This is a genomic window from Rhodococcus sp. OK302 (assembly GCF_002245895.1).
GTDB lineage: Bacteria > Actinomycetota > Actinomycetes > Mycobacteriales > Mycobacteriaceae > Rhodococcus_F.
The window spans coordinates 893,516-909,897 of the sequence record NZ_NPJZ01000001.1 but is presented as its reverse complement, the minus strand read 5'-3'; the positions used below and the strand labels follow the sequence as shown (position 1 = coordinate 909,897).

At 62.2% G+C, this 16,382-nt stretch carries 13 protein-coding genes and 1 pseudogene; 9 read left to right on the top strand and 5 right to left on the bottom strand.

Features of this window, described 5'->3' with window-relative positions:
- The first annotated feature begins 19 nt into the window (after window positions 1-19).
- The 5 genes and pseudogenes from BDB13_RS04160 to BDB13_RS04140 all read left to right on the top strand — a co-directional run bounded on the left by BDB13_RS04160 (window position 20) and on the right by BDB13_RS04140 (window position 5,880).
- Complete coding sequence (locus BDB13_RS04160) at window positions 20-1,309, top strand: ABC transporter substrate-binding protein (RefSeq protein ID WP_094274663.1); 1,290 nt, start codon at window positions 20-22, stop codon at window positions 1,307-1,309.
- A gap of 20 nt (window positions 1,310-1,329) precedes the next feature.
- Window positions 1,330-2,529 (top strand): carbohydrate ABC transporter permease, encoded by a 1,200-nt coding sequence (locus BDB13_RS04155; RefSeq protein ID WP_176459525.1) that lies wholly within the window; start codon window positions 1,330-1,332, stop codon window positions 2,527-2,529.
- Window positions 2,526-3,362, top strand: coding sequence for a carbohydrate ABC transporter permease (locus BDB13_RS04150; RefSeq protein WP_094270530.1), 837 nt, complete (start codon window positions 2,526-2,528; stop codon window positions 3,360-3,362). The genes BDB13_RS04155 and BDB13_RS04150 overlap by 4 nt, the downstream gene beginning before the upstream one ends.
- A 25-nt stretch (window positions 3,363-3,387) precedes the next feature.
- Window positions 3,388-3,609, top strand: a complete 222-nt coding sequence (locus BDB13_RS04145) for a hypothetical protein (RefSeq protein WP_094270529.1) — start codon at window positions 3,388-3,390, stop codon at window positions 3,607-3,609.
- Window positions 3,610-3,709: 100 nt separating this feature from the next.
- A pseudogene (locus BDB13_RS04140) lies at window positions 3,710-5,880 on the top strand (transglycosylase domain-containing protein).
- Between the two features lie 8 nt (window positions 5,881-5,888).
- Here the strand turns inward: BDB13_RS04140 and BDB13_RS04135 are convergent.
- The 3 genes from BDB13_RS04135 to BDB13_RS04125 form a co-directional block, all read right to left on the bottom strand.
- Window positions 5,889-7,172, bottom strand: coding sequence for a T3SS (YopN, CesT) and YbjN peptide-binding chaperone 1 (locus tag BDB13_RS04135; protein ID WP_094270528.1), 1,284 nt, complete (start codon window positions 7,170-7,172; stop codon window positions 5,889-5,891).
- A 100-nt stretch (window positions 7,173-7,272) separates the two neighbouring features.
- Window positions 7,273-8,001 (bottom strand): MBL fold metallo-hydrolase, encoded by a 729-nt coding sequence (locus BDB13_RS04130; RefSeq protein ID WP_094270527.1) that lies wholly within the window; start codon window positions 7,999-8,001, stop codon window positions 7,273-7,275.
- A gap of 2 nt (window positions 8,002-8,003) precedes the next feature.
- Window positions 8,004-8,843, bottom strand: a complete 840-nt coding sequence (locus BDB13_RS04125; RefSeq protein ID WP_094270526.1) for a YncE family protein — start codon at window positions 8,841-8,843, stop codon at window positions 8,004-8,006.
- A 268-nt stretch (window positions 8,844-9,111) separates the two neighbouring features.
- Here BDB13_RS04125 and BDB13_RS04120 point away from each other — a divergent pair, with 268 nt between their 5' ends.
- Both BDB13_RS04120 and BDB13_RS04115 read left to right on the top strand, forming a co-directional pair.
- Window positions 9,112-9,585: an NfeD family protein gene (locus BDB13_RS04120; protein ID WP_094270525.1), complete on the top strand. Its 474-nt coding sequence runs from the start codon at window positions 9,112-9,114 to the stop codon at window positions 9,583-9,585.
- The gene (locus BDB13_RS04115) at window positions 9,582-10,436 is read left to right on the top strand and encodes a slipin family protein (RefSeq protein ID WP_254922704.1); all 855 of its coding nucleotides are present in this window, start codon (window positions 9,582-9,584) and stop codon (window positions 10,434-10,436) included. The genes BDB13_RS04120 and BDB13_RS04115 overlap by 4 nt, the downstream gene beginning before the upstream one ends.
- Here BDB13_RS04115 and BDB13_RS04110 read toward each other — a convergent pair.
- The gene (locus BDB13_RS04110) at window positions 10,429-11,109 is read right to left on the bottom strand and encodes a pyridoxamine 5'-phosphate oxidase family protein (RefSeq protein ID WP_094274661.1); all 681 of its coding nucleotides are present in this window, start codon (window positions 11,107-11,109) and stop codon (window positions 10,429-10,431) included. The genes BDB13_RS04115 and BDB13_RS04110 overlap by 8 nt on opposite strands.
- Before the next feature lie 83 nt (window positions 11,110-11,192).
- Here BDB13_RS04110 and pdxR point away from each other — a divergent pair, with 83 nt between their 5' ends.
- Both pdxR and BDB13_RS04100 read left to right on the top strand, forming a co-directional pair.
- Window positions 11,193-12,578 carry a MocR-like pyridoxine biosynthesis transcription factor PdxR gene (gene pdxR / locus BDB13_RS04105; RefSeq protein ID WP_094270524.1) on the top strand — a complete coding sequence of 462 codons (1,386 nt, stop codon included), beginning with the start codon at window positions 11,193-11,195 and terminating at the stop codon, window positions 12,576-12,578.
- A 58-nt stretch (window positions 12,579-12,636) separates the two neighbouring features.
- Window positions 12,637-14,751: an oxidoreductase gene (locus tag BDB13_RS04100; RefSeq protein WP_094270523.1), complete on the top strand. Its 2,115-nt coding sequence runs from the start codon at window positions 12,637-12,639 to the stop codon at window positions 14,749-14,751.
- Window positions 14,752-14,808: 57 nt separating this feature from the next.
- Here the strand turns inward: BDB13_RS04100 and BDB13_RS04095 are convergent, their stop codons facing one another.
- Window positions 14,809-16,293 carry a glycoside hydrolase family 5 protein gene (locus tag BDB13_RS04095; RefSeq protein ID WP_094274660.1) on the bottom strand — a complete coding sequence of 495 codons (1,485 nt, stop codon included), beginning with the start codon at window positions 16,291-16,293 and terminating at the stop codon, window positions 14,809-14,811.
- Between the last annotated feature and the right edge of the window lie 89 nt (window positions 16,294-16,382).

The window sequence follows — 16,382 nt, the reverse complement described above, 5'->3', positions numbered from 1 at the left end:
TACAACGGGGAGCGAATCCATGGTTCTGAACTCGAAGGCGATACGCCGAGCTGCAATTGCAGCGTCGGCAGTGTCGATGCTGGTACTGGCAGGCTGCTCGTCCGACAACGGAAGCAGTGACACCAGCACCACCACAGCTGCCGCAGGAGGGTCGACCTCGAGCGAAGGCCGCGGCCCGATCACGATCGTCGAAGGTCAGGATGCCCTGAACGAGGCGCTCGAAAACATCATCACCGACTGGAATGCCGCGCATCCGGATGAGAAGGTCACCCTGAAGCCGCTGGCCAAGGAAGCCAACGCGCAGGTCGACGACATCACGCAGCGTATGCAGGCCAAGAGCGCCGAGTACGACCTCATCGGCGTCGACGTCGTCAACACCGCGCAGTTCGCTGCAAACGGTTGGCTGAAGCCGCTCGAAGGTGACCTGAAGATCGACGAGTCCGGCCTCCTGCCGTCGACCGTCGCCTCGGGTACCTACAACGGCAAGCTCTACGCCGCGCCCAAGAACACCAACGCCGCGTTCCTGTACTACCGCAAGGACCTCGTCGAGAAGGCTCCGACCACACTGGCCGAGCTCAAGGAAAACTGCCCGAAGGCCGTCGAAGCTGGTATCGACTGCTACATCGGCCAGTTCAAGAACTACGAAGGCCTGACGGTCAACACCACCGAGATCACCAACGCATTCGGTGGACCGTGGGTCGGACCGGACGGAATCACCCCGGCCATCGACGACAAGACGAAGGAAGGCGTGCAGTTCATCGTCGATTCGTTTGCCGACAAGACCATCCCGCAGTCGGCCCTGACCTACTCCGAGGGTGAGTCGCAGAGCTCCTTCGGCGACGGCAAGGCGCTCTTCATGCGTAGCTGGTCAGGCTTCTCGATGGACGGTGAAAAGACCTCCGTCGCCGGCAAGTACGGCTACACCGTCCTGCCCGGCGTCGACGGACCGGGTGCTTCGACGCTCGGCGGCTACAACGTCGGCATCAGCGCGTTCTCGGATGCACCACTGACGGCTCGTGACTTCCTCGAGTTCATGCAGACCAAGAAGTCGCAGACGTACTTCACCGCGGTCGGCGGCGCACCCGTCCTCGCGGCTGTTTACGACGACCCGGCAGTGCTCGCACAGTTCCCGTACTTCGCGACGCTGAAGGAAGCACTGGCCACGGCTCAGCCGCGTCCCGTCACGCCGTACTACACACAGGTGTCCAAGTCGATTTCCGACAACACCTACGCTGCTATCCGCGGCGAGAAGACCGTCGAGCAGGCTTTGGCGGACACCAAGGCCGGCATCGAAACCGCCGGTAACTGATCTACCAGGAGCAATAGGCAATGGCAGAACCGCAGGATCCTTCCGCGGCTGTGCCTGCCAACCCCGCGGTCGGGGCCGGGTCAACCGGCTCCGACCGTTCGGGCGTTGGTGGGAGGCATCGCGCACCGGATTTTTCTCTGGATAAAACTCCGACTCTGGAAAAAACCCTGGAGCCACAGGCGCCGGGGTCGGCCCTGACCGAGGTTCTGCCTGACCTTGTCGACACGCCGCCGCCGGGTCCACCCGCGGTCCCAGGACAGTTGACAGACAAGCCTAAGAAGCGTCGCAAGATTCCCGTGTGGGCGTTTGTCGCTCCGTCGTTGATCGTGCTCGCGATCATCATCGTGTACCCGCTCGGGCGCGCGATCTGGATGTCGATGCACAGTGACGCCAAGAAGCTCGATCCCGCGACGGGGATGTTCGTCAGCGGTTCGTTCACGTGGTTCGACAATTACAAGAACTGGATCACCGAGTCCTGCAACACGGCCGCGGGTTCCATTCCGTGCCCGCCCGGCACACTCGGCTCGCAGTTCTGGCAGTCGATCGGCAATACCTTCGGATTCACCGTCGTCACTGTCCTTCTCGAGACAGTTATCGGTCTTTCGATGGCGTTGATCATGGCCAAGACGTTCCGTGGCCGCGGTCTGCTGCGCGCATCCGTCCTGATTCCGTGGGCCATCCCCACCGCAGTCACCGCGAAATTGTGGTTCTTCATCTTCGCCAACGACGGCATCGCCAACAAGATTCTCGGCACCAACATTCTGTGGACGGCCGATCCCTGGCCGGCGCGATTCGCGATCGTCGTTGCCGACGTCTGGAAGACAGCGCCGTTCATGGCCCTGCTCATCCTCGCGGGCTTGCAGATGATTCCCGCCGACGTCTACGAAGCCGCCAAGGTCGACGGTGCCACGGCGTGGCAGCGCTTCCGCATGATCACCCTTCCGCTGGTCAAACCCGCACTGATGGTGGCCGTGCTCTTCCGCGTCATGGACGCACTGCGTATGTACGATCTGCCCGCCATCATGATGGGCTCCAATCCCGCAACGTCCACCATCTCGGTTCTGGTGGTCGATCAGATGCGCGTCGGCGCCAATTCCGCGTCGGCACTCTCGACCATCACATTCCTCATCATCTTCGCTGTGGCCTTCATACTGGTCCGATTCCTCGGAGCCAACGCGGTCAGCACGCAGGAAAAGCAGCGAAAGGGGGAGCCGGTATGAACAAGTCACTGCGCGGCAAGATCGGCACCTACATCGGCGTCGTACTGATCATCGTGTGGGGACTCGCGCCCTGCTACTGGATGGTCGTGACAGCTTTTCGTGACCCGTCGGAAACCTTTTCGACGTCACTCTGGCCCAACAATTTCACGTGGTCCAACTTCACCGCAGCGCTTGATCCCGACGCCAAAGTGAACTTCACGCGGGCACTGATGAACAGCCTCGTCATCGCCGGCGCGACCACCCTGATCGCCTTGGTCATCGGTGTCTTCACGGCGTACGCGCTCTCACGGTTCCAGTTCCGTGGCAAATACTTCGTCACCGGAATCATCCTCGGTGCATCGATGTTTCCCGTCGTCGCACTCGTGACGCCGCTGTTCCAGTTGTTTACCGACATCGGCTGGATCGGCACCTACAAAGCGCTGATCATCCCGAATATTTCGTTCGTTCTACCGCTGACGGTCTACACGTTGACGTCGTTCTTCTCTGAGCTTCCCTGGGAACTCGAAGAAGCCGCACGCATCGACGGCGCTACCCGTGGCCAGGCTTTCCGGCTGATCATGCTTCCGCTCGCGGCGCCGGCCCTGTTCACGACCGCGATCCTTGCGTTCATCGCGACGGTCAATGAGTATCTGCTCTCGCTCCAACTCTCGAGTGACAAAACTGCTCCCGTCACCGTGGCAATGGCCAAGTTCTCCGGAACCGACCCCTTTGTCACGCCGTACACCTCGATCATGGCTGGTGGCACGCTCGTGATGGTCCCGTTGGTGATCATGGTGCTGATCTTCCAGCGGCGCATCATCGCCGGTCTGACCGCCGGCGGCGTCAAGTCGTGATGCGGGCTTCGCGCGCCCAGCGCCGATGAGGCGGGCTTCGCGCGCCCAGCGTATGGAGCTGATCGCCGGCTTCATTTCCGTCTTCACGCTCATGGCTTTGATCGGCGCGGTAGTCGCCATCGCCAAGGGCGATTCCGGAGTCATGCAGTCGCTGGTGCTGCTGGGTTGCGTGATTGCGCTCGGATTCGCGTTCCGTGGATATCGGAAAGCAGTCCGAGCAGAGCGTCCGAAGGAGACCGACCGGTAGTGTGACGTTTCGGTATCGCAGTTGCCGGGAGTTATCTGATCGAGACAACGCCCTGGTGAAATGGTGCCGGTAGGTCAGGTCCACGACCGGGAGTGTGTGAGTGAGTCCATCGAACAGATCGAACGCGGCAGGTGGCGGCGCGGCGTCTTCGCGTCGCCCCCGCAATGCGGCCACTCCGGCCAAGAAGAAGCGTTCCAAGTGGCGGTTCGTCCGGCGGACGATTTACGTACTCGTACTGCTGATGGTCATTGTGCCGGCGTCGGTTTTTGCTGTTGCCTACTCCCGCACCGAGGTTCCGCGGCCGTCTGACATGCAGACCAACCAGGTGTCCACCATTTACATGGCCGACGGCACCACGGTGCTCGGCAAGGTGGTGCCCCCGAGGGCAACCGCACCGAGGTTGCGTTGTCAGCCATTCCGATTCACGTTCGTGACGCAGTTCTTTCTGCCGAGGACCGCAATTTCTACACCAACCCGGGCTTCTCGGTTTCAGGGTTTGCGCGCGCGGCCCGAGACAACATCATGGGCAAGGAGAGCGCCGGCGGCGGATCCACCATCACCCAGCAGTACGTGAAGAACGTGTTGGTCGGTGATGCACGAAGCATCGACCGAAAGCTGCGTGAGCTGGTTATCTCAGCCAAGATGGCGCGCGAGTGGTCAAAGGACGACATCCTCGCGGCGTACCTGAACACCATCTACTTCGGTCGCGGCGCCTACGGCATCGCGGCCGCGTCGACGGCGTACTTCGACAAACCCGTCAGCGACCTGACCGTCAGCGAAGGCGCAGTTCTGGCATCCGTGATCCAGAGTCCGTCATTCCTCGACCCCGAATCCAATCTCCCGGCGCTCGAAGCGCGATGGAACTACGTGCTGGGCGGCATGGTCGAACTGGGGACGCTCACCAAAGCGGATCGTGAGGCGATGCCGTTTCCCGTCGTCGCGTCAGCTCACCGTCCGACAGATCTGAACCAGGCCCCCGGCCCCGAGGGACACGTCAAGACGCAGGTCCTCAAGGAACTCTCCGAGGCCGGCATCAGCGATGAGACGCTGAACACGGCGGGTCTGCAGATCACCACCACCATCGACCCCCAGGCTCAGCAGGCCGCGCTCAATGCCGTGAGTAAGAACATGAACGGCGAGCCGGAGGAACTTCGTACCGCAGCCGTGTCCATCGATCCACGAACGGGTGGAGTATCCGCCTACTACGGCGGCGAGGACGGCGCTGGTTTCGATTACGCGCAGGCGCCACTCCAGACGGGTTCGGCGTTCAAGGTCTTCGGGCTGGTTGCGGCCTTGAAGGAGGGCATCCCGCTGTCTGCCCGCTTCGACAGCTCACCCTTGACCATCAACGGTGTCACCATCGGCAACGTCGGCGGAGAATCGTGCGGTACGTGCACCATCGCTGAAGCCTTGAAGCGTTCCTTGAACACCAGCTTCTACCGGCTGATGCTCTCGATGGAGGACGGTCCGCAGAAGATCGCCGACGCTGCCCATCTGTCCGGAATCCCGGAGCGCATCCCCGGCCTCGACTACCCGACGCTCACGCAGGCCGGTGACCCGCCGGAAAACGGAATCGTGCTCGGTCAGTATCAGTCCCGTGTCATCGACATGGCGTCCGCGTACGCGACTCTCGCCAACTCGGGGATCTACCAGCAGCCGCACTTCATCCAGAAGGTGGTGACAGCCGACGGTGAGGTTCTCCTCGACCGCCCGGAATCCCCCGGTGAGCGTCGCCTGGACGCAGCTGTCGCAGAAAATGTCACGCAGGCGATGCTGCCGATCGCGTCGTACTCCAACGGTCACGCACTGGCCGGTAGCCGTCCCGTCGCAGCCAAGACGGGAACCGCTCAGCTCGGTGACACCGGCGAGAACAAGGACGCCTGGATGGTCGGCTACACGCCCTCGCTGTCCACTGCGGTGTGGATGGGTACCTCCGACGCGCAGTCCATCACCAATTCCTATGGTGGTCTGATCTATGGATCCGGGCTGCCGGCCGATATCTGGAAGAGCACGATGGACGGCGCCTTGAAGGGCTCGGACGTCGAGTCCTTCCCGTGGCCGGACCCGATCGGTGGACAGGCCGGTGTCCCGTCCAACTCGGGCGCCACCTCACCCAACAGCGGGGGTGGCGGGACCAATAATGCGGATCCCTCCAACACGATCACGATTCCCGGACTACCGCCGGTACAGATCCCGCAGATCCCGCAGGCTCCGCAGCGGCCCCGTTCGATCGAGATTCTTCCGGGCATCGTCATTCCGCTGCCCGGCTGACAGCCGCTCTAGATCGGTTCGTCGAAAAGGCCCAGTTGCTTTGCGCTGCCGTCGTTTTCCGGAAGCACAACAGTGCGGAGTGCGCGACGTAGGTGTTGGATCGTCTGGGTCCAGGCAAGTTTTTCGCCGGTGCACAGTTCGACGTCGTCGCCTCCGCGGCCGATTGCATCGGTCAGGGCCTGGTGCCACGACGCTTCCTGCTCCTGGCTGATGCGCAGGTATTCGAGGATGGTGTCGCGGTCGCGTCCGCAGATTTCTGCGACTTCGTCGGGGGTGAGAGAGCCGGTGACGTCAGCACTGAGTTCGAGGATGGACATGAGTGCCGGTGGAAACTCATGGCACTCGTGTGAGTCGAAGTCGCTGAACGGGTCTTCTGAACCGGGCAAGCTCGGGTCGGTGTTGTCCTCGACACGAATCGGTTGCCCGCCCAATTCTTCGGCGAGCTGGTCCGATACTTCGCACAGATCCGTGAGGGAGCGCAGTGCCCGCAGAAGATGCTCGGATACGAACGGTGCGCCGTCGACCCGAACAACACCGAGAACGCTCTGCTCCACCAGGATCAGCTTGAGCGTGGGCCATTGGCGGTTCAGTTGCGCCAGAACAAGAGCCGCCTGATCGAGGTCGGCAATGGAATGAACCACGCGGGAGAAGACCTCGACGTAGCCGTCGTCGCCGAGAACTCGGACGTAGGTGACCTGCTCGCCTCCTACCAGCGGGATATCGCCGTCGTCGTCACGCTCGGGTGCATGCCCCAGGAGTTGTTCGAGGGCCGCGTCGACCAGAATGTTCAACGAATTTCCTGCGTCGATCTGCTGCGGGCCAACGGTGAATGCGGGGATATCCTCTCGGCCGCTGCTGCGCGCGAGGAGAAAACTCGGGTGAGCGATGTTCCAGACTTCGTCGAGAATTCGAAGCGCTTTGGACACCAGGACCTCGGGCTTGCTGCGATCGGAGTCAATGTAGAACGACATCGAACCGTTGCCGGAATCGTCATGCTCGCCCGGATCGGGACGATGAAAACCCAGCGCGACCAACTTGTCGTGATCCTTGGGATCAAGCGTTCGTAGTGGGTGCAGGAATTGATTGGTCGGCACCTCGCAACGAACTCGCGTCTTGTTCCCCGCGACGAACTGGATGCATGCGGGCGCGTCGGCCACGTTTTCCCGGGAGTCGTACTGCGATTCGATTACCAGAGAGTCGTTGTCGACCATCGTCGTAATGTAGGCGGACAAGCGCTTGCCGAACGCAGTCCACGCAGTAGCGATTTCGAGATCGAATGTGTTTTCGGGCATCGAGCCTCCAACCTTTCGAGGGCCGAGACGACGCTGCTCAACCTCTCGAGGTCAACCTTAGTGGTGAGGTGGGACAGGTTGCCGAACTGCCGCTGTCGGCTCAACTGCGATAACTTTCGGTTTGGGCCACAAATCGGGAGTCATAGGCACTCGCCAGTTCGTGCAATGTCTGGACGCAATTCCCGGAAAATGCCGGCCCGTGCATCGGGGCGAGGATCTTCGGTTCGAGTTCGGCGAGTGCGCGGATAGTGGGACCGAGCGCGGGCGTCAGGCACGTGGCGTGCGCCAAATCCTCGGCGTCGAGTGCGGGAGCGATGATCTCCTCCTCCGTCGACGCGGGATGATGGCCGAATGCCGTGAACAGGTCGCCGCAGAACAACGTCGACGTCGTTTCCTCGAACATCAGACCTGCATCCCACCCGTGGGGAACGTGCGGTGTGTCGATATGTCGGACCTGTCGACCTCCGGTTTCGAGGACATCGCCGTCCTGCAACGGAACCGGAAGTCGGTCGGCAAGGTCGTTGACCTGGACGAAGCATCCCATCGCGCCATGAGCAACCTGTGCGTTCGGTGCGGCAGCCAGCCAGGAATTCATCGATCCGCACTCGTCAGCTTCGACGTGTCCGAATGTGATCCATTTCAGCTTGTCGAGGCTGATCAGGCGCGAGATCGCATCGGAGACGGATGGGAACAATGCCCGCTGTCCCGCGTGGAAGAGGAGTGGTTCCTCGCCGTCGACGAGAAACTGGTTCATCACCAGATTTGCTTCCTCGACGAAGGTCGACAGTCGGTAGATGTCCGGTGCGATCTCGCTGATCGTGGTGCTCATCTCTACGCTCCGATCGAAGGTTGCACTCCCCGTCGTTCCAGCGTGCTCGTCTGCAGCGGCTCCGACAAGTGGGCCACGGTGTGGGTCTCCGTGTCGAGCGCCACGGTAGCGGTATCGGTGACTGCGTAAACATGATTTTCGTCGGACGCAAGGAAGACGGACTTCACCCCGTCGACGAGCGGGATGGCATCGATGATCATGTGAATTGCAGTGTCGATCACGGTAACTGAACCGGAGGGGGCTTTCGAAGCGGTATCGGTACCGACGTAGGCGAGTCCGCTGCTGCGAGCGATGGTGATGCTCTGCGGCGCCTGCTCGAGCGTGATAGTGGCTGCAATTGCATGGTTTCCGGTTCTGATCACCAGAATTTCGTTGAACACGTTGTCGAGGGCGTAGAGGTATCGACCATCCGGTGTGACAGCGACGTCTTTGCCGGGATAGTTCGCCGATGCTATGACGGTTGTGAGGGCATACGTCGCGGTGTTCATCGCGTAGATGTGGCCGTGGCTTTCGCCGATGTACAGGTACTTTCCGTCGGGTGTCACCGACACGCCTGTCGTGATTCCGCCGACGCGAACTGATGTCATTACGGAGTTGGTGGCCGTGTCGATCACTTCGACGGTTCCGCTGAAGAGAGTTGTCACATAAACACGCTTGCCGTCCGGAGAAACGGCGACTCCGTACGGTTCCCGGTTATCGCTCAGTTCAATACTGCTGATGGAGTCCGCGTAGAAGGCTGTGTGATTGCGGTCTACGTCGTCGACGTTCGATGTAGCAGCGGGGTCGACGGTCCTCTCATAGGGAAAGGCCTTGGTCGGCGCAACTGCGTAGGTGGAGAGCATCGAGCGAAATCCTTTTGCCGAATTCGAGTGCCGAGAGTTAGCTGTGAAGGTAGCAGTATTTGTGCCAAATTTAACTAATATGCATTTTTCCCATCAGGTAGACGGCAGTGACCGATCGGCTATCAGCCCATCACGGGCCTTCGGAGAACTTCCGTTGGTTGGTGGCAGTTCCCACCGAACGTGATTACCGTTGATGTCGAGGGCCCGATCGCGAGATGGCTACGCGAAGCGACCGTGCCCTCGCGAGCGTGATCGTGGGAGACGAGTGATGACGACGTTGGGCGTGGTGGCCCTGTTGTTGGGTGTCTTGTTGATCGTGGTCGAGGCGCATGCCCCGACCGCGGGGGTGCTCGGCGGCGTGGGTGCCCTCATCTTCGCGGCGGGCGTCTGGTTGCTTTTTACGTCCGGCGATACCGGTCAGCTGATCGCGGTCCCGGTGACGGCGGGGGTCGCGGTGGCAGGCTTGGGTGTGGCGGCAGTGGCGAGCCGGAAAGTGTTGACGGCCCGACACGCACCCGTACGCACCGGAATGCAATCCCTGATCGGTTCTGATGCAACGGTTCGTAGCTGGTCCGGCTCGCAGGGGCAGGTCGAGATGGCCGGTGAATTGTGGAGGGCCCGAATGGAGTTCGGGTACGAGGAAGGCCCTGCGCCGACTACGGGCGAATCCGTCGTAGTCGAGCGGATCCGGGGCTTGACGTTGTCGGTACGCCGTCGTGAACCGTGGGAGTTGCCGCTATGACCACCATTCTTATTGCCTTGTCCATCATCGTCTTGTTCGTCGTAGTGCTGGTGGGCATGTCGGTTCGCGTCTTGCGAGAATACGAGCGCGCCGTGGTGTTCCGCCTCGGACGGTTGATCACATCGAAAGGGCCGGGTCTGGTGGTGCTGATTCCGGCTGTCGACCGGATGGAGCGGGTAAGCCTGCGGACTGTGACGCTGAAAATCCCTGTCCAGGAGGTAATTACCCGCGACAACGTGCCGGCAAAAGTCACGGCCGTCACCTACTTCCGGGTGGTTGACGCGGACCGTGCAATCGTCGAGGTCGAAGATTTCCTCGCCGCTACGTCGCAGATCGCGCAGACGACGTTGCGCTCCATCCTGGGTAAGGCGGAACTCGACGCCCTTCTCTCCGAGCGTGAACGGCTCAACGAAGACCTGCAAAAGGTGATCGATCAGCAGACCGAACCGTGGGGCGTCAAGGTCACCACGGTGGAGATCAAGGACGTCGAAATTCCGGCAAACATGCAGCGCGCCATCGCAAGACAGGCCGAGGCTGAACGTGAGCGGCGAGCCAAGATCATCAACGCCGAAGCCGAATTCCAGGCGTCGACGAAGCTTGCTGACGCGGCTGAGGTGATCAGTCGTAATCCGACCACCCTGCAGTTGCGTTATCTGCAGACGCTGCACGAGATCGGTAACGAGAACAGTTCCACCATCGTGTTCCCGCTACCTCTCGACCTGGTTCGTCCGTTTCTCGAGACCCGAAACGGTGCAGCGGTGCCGCGAACTCCGGCCATGATCGTTCCGCCACACCGAGACGGTCGCGTGAACGGCTCTCGCGCGCTACCGCGTCGCCACTCACTCAGGTGAGTAACGTGACGTGTTCCGGTAGTGGGATATCGCTGTCGAGGTCTTCCGAGGGTAGCGGTTCGCCGAACCGAGTAGATACCGGAATCACTCCCGCCCATACTTTTTCGACGCCGATGTCAGTGGCATCGTCGCCGGGGCCGCCGGTGCGGGCCTTCACGGATGCTTCGTGCAGCGGCAGCGCAAGCACCAGTGTTGCGGCGAGTTCCTTGCGTGTCGGTGCGCGTAGGTGGCCGGATCGATCGGGAACTACTTGGTCGACAATAAGATTGAGCGCATCGAGTCGTTCTTCCGGGTCTGTCACGACTCGGGGCCGGCCGAGAATCACGGCGCTGCGGTAGTTCATCGAATGGTGAAATCCGGACCGTGCCAGGACAAGCCCGTCGAGAAGGGTGATGGTGACGCAGATTTCGCCGTCCGATGAGAGGCTGTGTGAGGCCACTGAACCGTGCAGATAAAGGGTGCCGCCCTGGTCCGGGCCGTTCGGATCGAAGCCGTAGGCGGTTGGCAACACCAGGGGCGCACCGTCCGTAATCACACCCAGATGGCACAGCTTGGCAGAACGCAGGACGTCGAAGAGCGCATTCCGCTCCGCGACACCGTGATGACGTCCCCGCTTGTGCGTCGTGCGAGAGGTTGGGGACAACTGTTCGGCGAGGGCAACGGAATCTGTCATGTCAACAATCCTGATTGCCAAGTGGCTCGAAGTCATGGTCCAATTTGTGGGTAAATTGATAGGCCACTTTCGGAAGGACTGCAATGTTTCTGCCCTCGGCGGTTGCCGTCGTGCTGGACCGGACGGACCGCCGCTCGCTTCCGATACAGATTGCCGATCACCTCAGGGCAGATATTCGTAGCGGGCAAGCGGCTGTGGGTCTGCGGCTACCCAGCTCGCGAAAGTTGGCCGCCGAACTGCACGTTGCGCGTGGCGTCGTGGAACGTGCTTATGAGCAGTTGATCGCGGAGGGATGGCTGGCGACAGCGCAAGGATCGGGAACCTTTGTGGCCGAGGCGCCGTCGCCCGTCGTCACGCCGATTGTGAAAGCCGCAAAGACTACCGAGCCCGCCCTTTCCCGGGTGGAACTGCGTCCGGGAGTGCCGTGGACTCCTCCGCGTGCAACGGCCGCGTGGCGCCGAGCCTGGCGGGACGTCGGAGTGCTGCCACCGCCTTTCAAGGATCCGGATCCGGCCGGAGACTTCGAATTGCGCTCTGCTCTTTCGCAATTGCTGGCGCGAGCGCGCGGAATGTCAGTCGAGCCGGAGAGGATCGTGATCACGTCCGGCGCCACTCACGGGCTCGGTCTTGCCTTGTCGGCACTGCGATCTCCCGACGCCGTACTGGCACTGGAAGATCCGGGCTACCGCAGTGCTGCGTCGGCAGCAGTGGCTAGTGGCTGGTCGCTTTTCGACGTGCCAGTGGATGCTCACGGACTTCGCGTCGACATCCTCGAGCAATCATCGCAGAATGTAAGAGGCGTGTATGTGACTCCCTCGCACCAGTATCCGACGGGTGGCTTGCTGCCGGTGAGTAGACGCAACCAGCTGATCGACTTCGCGCGGGCTCGTGACGTGCTTCTGTTCGAAGACGATTACGATTCCGAATTCCGTTATGATGTAGCACCTTTGCCCGCGCTGGCTCAGCTTGCTCCCGACCGGGTGGTGTACCTCGGGACTGTCGCCAAGACTCTCGGATCGGGAATTCGACTGGGCTGGTTGGTTGCTCCGGCAGAACTGGTCGAGAGAATCACGGCGCATCGAAAAAGTATCGGCGACTTCCCTTCGGTTCCGCTGCAGCGGGCACTGCTCTCGCTACTGAGGGACGGAGAGTGGGATCGGGCAGTTCGCACTGCGCGTCGTCGATATCGGGAGCGAGATCGGTCCGTCGAAAATGCATTGTCCAGGTTCGGAGAATTACGTGGCCTGGGCGCCGGCATGCACACGACGCTCATGCTGGACGCGAGTGTGGCCGAGGCTGTCGCTTCCGAGGCACTTCGGCGTGGAGTGGAGGTACCGACCGTCGGGGAGTCTGCTCGTACCCACACGCAGCCAGGCGGCCTGGTGATCGGGTACGGCAGAGTCGACGCTGCGGATCTGGAATATGCACTGGAGGTAATTGGGGATTGTCTCGAGGATCACCCCCGGTGAAATCCCGTTGATCGGGAACCGCGCAATGCGACGTTGCAATGAGATTTAGCGTCTACTCGTGATCCGCAACCAGACGTTCTCGCACCTGCTCGCTCCCGGGACCATTGGTCCCATCACCATCCCCAACCGCGTTGTTCTGCCCGCAATGGACATGAACCTCTGCGAAGACGGTGAGATCGAGAAGGGCGACATCGATCATTTCTTGGCCCGCGCGGCCGGCGGAACCGGGCTGATCATCACCGGTTGCTGCGCTGTTGCATATCCGATGGGCTGCACCAGCCGCAAGGAACCGGGGCTCTCGGAAGACCGGTTCATCCCCGGAATCAAGGCTCTCGCCGACGCCGTTCACGCCACTGGCAGCAAGCTGTGTGTGCAGATGACGCACCACGGCAAGGTGGCGCGCATCGACACCCTCGACGGCCGACCGCAGCTGGTGCCGTCCATGCCGAAACCGCCGAGTGACATGAGCGCGATGGCCGATTGCACACCCGAAGAACTGGGCAAGATGGGTGCCATCAACGAGGGCAAGAAGGCGACTTACCATGAGGCCACCAAGGAAGATCTTGATTGGCTGGTCCGCATGTTCGCCGAGGCTGCCGGCCGGGTGAAGGCCGCGGGCGGCGACGCCGTCGAGATTCACTGTGCCCACAACTACGTCCTCGGGGCTTTCCTGAGTCGGTACACGAACCAACGCAGCGACGAGTACGGCGGTTCCATGGAGAATCGGGCTCGCCTGTCTTGTGAAGTTATTCGCGCGGTCAAGGAGGAGGTCGGCGATTCGCTTGCCGTCATCGTGCGTCTGGCCGGTCAAGAGTATGGCGAAACCGACGGGCTAACCGTCGACGAGGCAGTTGCGGCCGCAAAGATGTTCGAGGAGGCCGGCGCTGACGCCATCCACGTCACCGGTACCGCACTGAATGCTTTTGCCAACTTCACCGACGGACCCCTGCCTGACAAGGTCGGCTTTTACACCGACAATGCAACGCGAATCAAGCAGGCGATATCGATTCCCGTGATCACCGTCGGACGTATGCTCCCCGAGGTCGGCGAGAAGATGATCGGGGAAGGGCGCACGGACTTCGCGGCGATGGGTCGCCAGCTGCTCGCTGATCCGGACTTGGTGAACAAGCTCAAGGCCGGAACGCCGGAGCGCGTCCGTCCCTGCATCAATTGTTATGTGTGCGTTCAGGAAAACTTCTGGGACGAGACTCCGCTGTGTGCGGTGAACCCCGCCTTGGGTAATGAAACATTGCTTCCGCTCGTGCGCACCGCTACTCCGAAGCACGTTGTTGTTGTCGGCGCGGGTCCCGGCGGACTCGAGGTTGCTCGCGTGGCCAGCGAGCGTGGACACCGAGTTACGGTGCTGGACAAGTCCGATCGTCTTGGCGGCACACTCTGGTTCTCCAGCCTTACGACGCCGGACAACGGTCGTTTGCTGAAGTGGCTGAAGGTCGAGGTCGAGCGTTTGGGTGTCGATATTCGGTTGAACACCGAGGCCACCGTCGCTTCGATCAAGGCGCTCGACGCCGACGTGGTTGTGGTGGCCACGGGCGCAGTTCGTGATCGGCCCAGTGTTCCGGGTGGCGACTTGCCGCACGTGCACACCGGTGATACGTTGCGCGCCTTGATGACCGGTGCCGGTGATACTTCGCAGGTGCCGCCATTCCTTCGGATCATGGCCAAGCTGGGTAAGCTCTCCGGCATCACCAAGAGCCCTGCCGCAATCCGAACCGTGACACGCAAGTTCCTGCCGATGGGCAAGAACGTCGTTGTCATCGGTGGTTCTCTTGTCGGGCTGGAACTTTCGGAGTTCCTGGCTGAGCGTGGCCGTAACGTGACGTTGCTCGAGGAAGGCCAGCAGTTGGGTGTGCCGATGGCTATGCCGCGTCGCTGGACTGCTGTGCGCCACGCCAAGGAAGTGGGTGTGACCATCCACCGCAATGCGACCGTGCAGCGAATCACCAAGGAACACGTCGAGTTCCGTGTCGGCGATGAGACTCTTACGGCACCGGCCGACATGGTCGTCGTCGCATCGGGTGTTTCGGCGCAGGCGCCGCTCGCCGACGCGCTGGTGGGTGTGGTTTCCGATGTGCATGTTGTCGGTGACGCCGTCGAGGTCGATTACATCGAGGGTGCAATCCACACTGCGTGGAAGGTCGCCGCAGCACTGTAAGTGCTGGATTCGGCCGACCCGAGCGTGCTCGGGTCGGCCGATGTCGAGTTCATAGGTTCAGTGGGCGGTCACCGAGTAGGCGCCGTCGGTGCGGGCGGTCAGACGCCAGCCTCCGGCCACCTGTGTCAGGACCGGGTCCGAGACGCTGGTGGTGGCCAGCACAGGACGGTCGGGTCCGGGGTACCAGGCCTCCAGGCGTCCGGATCCGGTCCCCGTGAAGCCGGATGCGGTGATCTCTGTCAGTATTCCGGGGGTCGCGCGCGGGTAGGCCCGAGACAGCGGCTTGGCGAAGCCCTCGACCAGCCCCAACTGCTCGCCGGACGGGCAGTCGATGCGGTTGAGGTTGCCCATCGGCTTGCCGGTGTTGCCGTCCCGGACGGCATGCGGGTCACCGCACGCTTGCGACCACGACCACCAGGCTCCACCCATCTTGTGGGCGTCCATCGCATCCATGAATCGCTCGACCTGGTTTGCGTCTTCCTCGGGTTCACCGAACCAAGCCCACTCGCCGGTCCAGAGCGGCGCGTCGTAGACCGCAGCTGCACGCTCGGCGATGTCGAAGCCCTGCTCGAGGGACGGAAGGTCGCTGCTGACGGTGATCGACCCGGCGTAGAGGTGTGGCGAGAACACCACCAGCGGGTCGGCCAGGTAGTGGCGCGGCGGCAGGGCGTCGACGCCGAACGCAGACCACACGGCACTCGGCTCGAAGAACACCAGGTGTGGGAAGCCGCCCTGCTCGGCGCCTCGGATCGCGTTGATGCTCCGCTGGTAGAAGCGGCCGATCTGATCGGCGGCGGTGAACGGATCACGCAGGCCCGGGTTGGGCTCGTTCATCAGGTCGTAGCCGGCGACCGCGGGCTCGTCCTTGAACTCGCCGGCCAGCCTCGCCCAGGTGTTGACGAGGTGTCCCTGGACGCCCTGGACGTCGTCGTAGAAGTTCTGGAACGCGGCGGCGACTGCCGGTGCGGTCTCCCGGACGCCTGCGATGTTGCAGGTGGTCCAGCCGTTCGTGAGGGTGGCCCAGGCGGGGGCACCGTCCCAGCCGACGCCCGCGCGCATCGGCTCGGGGCAACTCTGGTCCGCGGGGGTGCCGACGGACTTGCCCCAGGCATCCTGGTGCATGTCCAGCACGGAGTAGATGCCGTAGTCCTTGGCGTCCTGGACGGCCTCGCGGATGCGGGCCACGTACGCCTGGTCGAAGGCACCCGGGGTGGGCTCGAGGGCGGACCACGCGATGGTGAGCCGCACGACGTTGAAACCGAGTGTGGCCATCCGGGCGAAGTCGGTGCGGTCGAGTGGCGCGGTGGCCGGGATGGAGGGGTCGTTCTGCGCATAGTCGTTGATCTGGTTGATGTTTGCGCCGCGGAGCAGGACGGTCCGGCCGGTCACGTCGGTGATCGCCCGATCCTTGACGGTCAGCCGCGGCAGCGTCCAGCCGTCGGCGGTCACCGCCGGCTCGGTGTTCGGGGCAGGCGCTGCGGTTGCGGTCGGCGCGACCTGCAGGGCCAGCACCACCAACGGGATCAACAGGAGTTTGCGCAAGACCAGACCTCTCATTTGAACGTTTGTCCAGAATGCAGTATCGGGCTGGATCTGTGTGACGTTCGGCGGATTTGCTACGCGGGAACTGT

Excerpts from the sequence above, each read along its gene's own strand:
- BDB13_RS04160 (WP_094274663.1), top strand. The coding sequence starts at position 20 with ATGGTTCTGAACTCGAAGGCGATACGCCGAGCTGCAATTGCAGCGTCG.
- BDB13_RS04155 (WP_176459525.1), top strand. The coding sequence starts at position 1,330 with ATGGCAGAACCGCAGGATCCTTCCGCGGCTGTGCCTGCCAACCCCGCG.
- BDB13_RS04150 (WP_094270530.1), top strand. The coding sequence starts at position 2,526 with ATGAACAAGTCACTGCGCGGCAAGATCGGCACCTACATCGGCGTCGTA.
- BDB13_RS04145 (WP_094270529.1), top strand. The coding sequence starts at position 3,388 with ATGAGGCGGGCTTCGCGCGCCCAGCGTATGGAGCTGATCGCCGGCTTC.
- BDB13_RS04135 (WP_094270528.1), bottom strand. The coding sequence starts at position 7,172 with ATGCCCGAAAACACATTCGATCTCGAAATCGCTACTGCGTGGACTGCG.
- BDB13_RS04130 (WP_094270527.1), bottom strand. The coding sequence starts at position 8,001 with ATGAGCACCACGATCAGCGAGATCGCACCGGACATCTACCGACTGTCG.
- BDB13_RS04125 (WP_094270526.1), bottom strand. The coding sequence starts at position 8,843 with ATGCTCTCCACCTACGCAGTTGCGCCGACCAAGGCCTTTCCCTATGAG.
- BDB13_RS04120 (WP_094270525.1), top strand. The coding sequence starts at position 9,112 with ATGACGACGTTGGGCGTGGTGGCCCTGTTGTTGGGTGTCTTGTTGATC.
- BDB13_RS04115 (WP_254922704.1), top strand. The coding sequence starts at position 9,582 with ATGACCACCATTCTTATTGCCTTGTCCATCATCGTCTTGTTCGTCGTA.
- BDB13_RS04110 (WP_094274661.1), bottom strand. The coding sequence starts at position 11,109 with ATGACAGATTCCGTTGCCCTCGCCGAACAGTTGTCCCCAACCTCTCGC.
- pdxR (WP_094270524.1), top strand. The coding sequence starts at position 11,193 with ATGTTTCTGCCCTCGGCGGTTGCCGTCGTGCTGGACCGGACGGACCGC.